Below are 3,922 nucleotides of genomic sequence, written 5' to 3'. Positions count from 1 at the left end.
CTCTTTTAATATATCTGACATTGATAAATCAGGGGTTGATGTCTTGGTTTTGTAGAATTCACCAGAATCGATGTATTGATAGCCTAATATATCGCCAAAGGTGGTGTCTTCTGCTTTTGCTGCCATTTCATTGAGAATGCCGTTGATAAGTTTTGTTTTTACATTGCTTGGTGTGTAGGTAAAAGTGGTTTTGGGTTGTCCGTCTGAGGTGTACCCTTGCTGCATAATGCCAAATAATGAAGCAACTGTTGTGTCTAAAACAGAAGAGAAGGTATCGCCAAACATAAAACTAAAATTGCCATTACCAATAAGAATGTCAGATCCTTGTCCGCCAATTGTAAGGTTTAAGCTAAAGTTACTAAGTTTCTCTTTGAAGCTTTGATTGGCTTGTTGGCGTATGCTTTCTCGTTGCATAAAGGTAGTAGCTTTCTTATTGAGCGTCGCCTCTATATCGTATTTCAACCCTCTGTCGGATACTTTGTTTTGTCCACCACGGTTTAAAATCTTCTTATAGTTGGTGTCACTATTCGTATCTAACGAACTCATATCCTTTGCAAACTTTTTGGTTTTCTTCCAACTCCATAGGATATTTTGCTCAGCGTTACTCATATCTGCCATATCTTGTAAGGAGCCTAAAATATTGGCTGATCCATCAAAAGGATTAACAAATGGAATCATGGGGAAAGAAGGGTCGGTTGCAATAATAAAGTCATTCCTGACACCGTAATTAACCACCACATTTTTAGTGCCTATTAAAATTTGCACACCTTCTAATGCGCGATAACCTCCTATTTCAATAAAGCGATTGGTGTCTCCTGCATGACCAACACTCACTAAAATATTGTTATCTCCATACATAAGTGTGTAGTGTGCACCATTGCCAACTTTGACATCTACATTAGTAGAGCCGCCAAAGAAAGCAATGTGGTCTCCATCACCGACATCGATTTGAATGTTAAAAGCAGGGGGGGTAAACTTTTTCTTATTTGTGTTGTTTGTGTTGCTTGTGTTGCTTGTGTTGCTTGTGTTGTTTGTGTTGGCCTTAAGTTTTTCTTGGTTAACTGACTTAGCAAAGTTAGTTTGCTGCTTATCAATATCAACTAACTTTTGTTTGGTTTTTTCTACATCTATTGGCTTTTGCTTGTCACTTGCTTCCTGTTGATTGCTTGTATCTTGTGAGCTTATGTCATTGTCTAAATCTTCACCTAGGTTTCTACCGTTATATTTAATCAGGGTGCCTTCATTGTTATAAACCCTGCTAATCACAGCGCCAGTTGCACCAAGACTGTAAATAGTTTTGGCGGCACTGTCTTTGTGTATCCAGTCGCCTGCACCTGTGCTTGAAGTTATTTTTCTACCGTGTTCGTCAACAGCCACATAATTACTTCTAACAACAACGGGGACTTTGATATTTGATTGACTGAGTTTTTCAAGCATTTTCCTGCCGTATTGACTCTCGCTATTATCGGTAGGATTGTCTGAATCTATATTGCAACCGACAAGACTAATACGCCGTATGTCAGCATCACCTGTTAATGCTTGATTGAGTTTGGTGATATTTGCGCTTAACTCAGTAGCACTTCTACCGCCCAGTGTGTCGCCTCCCTCTTGTGTTTTTCTGCCGTAACCCACGACGGATAGTTTAACTCTGCCTGTTATTTTATCAAGGTCAGTGCCGTAAACCACTCGGTAAGTGCCATCTTTTTGCATTTGTACGATGGTGGTTTGTGCTGGGTGTTTAAGGGCAAGCTTGAGGGCACTGTCTTTGATATTGTCATCGGGTTCGGTTTGGATTAAGACCTGGTGGTCGTGGTTGGCTAGTTGGGGCTTGGTTTTTTGGGATTCTGCTTTTAGTTTGTTGATTTGTTCTTGGTTTGGGGTGTCCCAGTCTTGGAGTTTTTGGTCGTTGTGGGGTTGGGTTTCGGCTAGGTGTGGAGAAGTACGCACAATCACATTTGAGTCTTGAGGTGTTTTTGATAGCCATTCTACGGATTTATTCTTTCCTATTTCTTTATGCACTGTAATGGTAACTTTATATTTGTCAGACAGCGCTTTAACCAGTTCTAGATAATGACTAAGATTTTTTGCAGTAGGCACCATAATGACTATATCTGCAATAGGTTGCTGGGTAACTTGAAATATATTGTCTAAGTTTTCCACAGTCTTTCTTATCATAGGAACCCGCTCTATACCCTTATGCAAAATATGAACACGAATGTCAGCATCAAAATTATCACCTCGAAATTCTAAGTATTGTTGATTTAAGTCTAACCCTCCGAATTCTGTAATTCGTATTACATTTTTTGTCATACCGGACTCTTTAACAAAGTACATATCGCCCTTGACTATTCTTACTCTAGAATTTCTCTCACGAGTAGCTACCGATACTTGAGCGTCTTCAGAGTCAGAGTGCACCACAACACTTGCATTAAGGCGTCCACCAAAATTATCTAAATTTTGCGTTTGTTGCAACGCATTACCCTGAGCGAACCAGTCGTTATCTTTTGGTGTTTTAATATTGAGATGTGCTATGGAGGCACCTGAAGGTAGTATATCTTTAAACTGATGCAACATTTTTTCAGTTTCATCCCAACCTTCGGCTTTAACAAAAACTTTTAACGCACCTTTTAATTCACTAAGGCGTTGATTGCCGTAAATGCGTTCTATTTTTGGACTGCCATCTTTATCAATAGAAAGACTAACATCGTAATGCTCGTCTGTATAAGAATCCACAAGGATTATTTCACCTTTTTCATTGAATGCGTAAGTTTTTTTAAGGGCGCTGGAGCGATATTTTCCAGAAATACCTTCTTCTGAATCCATTATCATCTTTCTACCGTCTGGAAGAATTAACACATCAGCAAGTCTGACACTTACTTTGGTGTTACCTACCCCTTTTTTTCGCAATTCAGGTAGAAGTCTTTCTACATAACCGCCCCCTAAACTACAGGAAGCCAAACTAACTTTCCTCACATTAGAATCCTCACCAGCAGCCCGATCTATAATACTGATATGTTCGGCAATTTCCTCAATGCTTCTGTTCTCAATTTCTCTTGATTCACCATGTGCATTGATCAAAACCTTAAGATCGCCTTTTGATATTTGATCTAATTTAAGTCCATATACAACTTTGTAATTACCATTTTTATCCATATAGACAATGGTTGTATTGTCTGGATATTTTCCTGCCAGTTCTGACTGATCTTGAAATAGCTCGGGGTCATTTTCTGTTGTCATAATAATTTGGCGTTTGTATCCTACAAATGGATCTGTAATGCTGTTTTGACTTATGTTGCTTATGTGGCTTATGGTGCTTATATCCCATTTTTCAAGTTTAACTTGAGACTCCTTGGCCACTCGAATCTCACGCTCTATAGCTGATATATCGTGTTCTAATTGTTTACGCACTTCAACGCTGCGACTTGCAAGATCCAAGAACCGCTCATGCGTCTTCTTTAATTCTTTAACTTTATCGTCAATTTCCAGAACTTTGTCTACTTCATATTTTTCACGTGCAAGTAGCACGGAGCGCTCTGTTCTTCTCAAATTTTCAGCTTCAATGTTAGTGATAAAACCTTGCAGAACAATGTTTATTCTGTTTAATTCTCCTATAATTTCTGAATTTGGGTTGCTGCTTAAATGTTCATCAAAATCCAACTTTAATTTCTTTAATTCAGAATGATAGAGGTCCAATTCATCTTCTCGTACTACATGAAAAATACGAAAAACATCAAGAGTGTCAGATAAAAGATCATAATGCTTACTTTGCTTTTTAGATGTGAATTTAAGCAACTCTTTCAATCTTTGTATTTCTTCATTAAGATTGATCAATGGATTATTAAGGTTGTCGGCTGTAGTTTTGGCACTTTTAGTTATAGAAACAATACCGCCATCGTGCCAACTGTAAAGCGTTTTAGTACCC

Annotated in this window: 1 protein-coding gene; it reads right to left on the bottom strand. The window is 38.4% G+C overall.

Annotated elements, in window-relative coordinates; translation table 11 throughout:
- Nucleotides 1–3,922 (bottom strand): C80 family cysteine peptidase (locus BBROOKSOX_RS09375; protein WP_257607842.1); only part of this gene is annotated, 3,922 nt, incomplete at both ends.

It is taken from the genome of bacterium endosymbiont of Bathymodiolus sp. 5 South, assembly GCF_900128535.1.
Taxonomy (GTDB): domain Bacteria; phylum Pseudomonadota; class Gammaproteobacteria; order PS1; family Pseudothioglobaceae; genus Thiodubiliella.
Note: the sequence above shows the minus strand (reverse complement) of the source record. Positions and strands in the feature narration are given on the sequence as shown.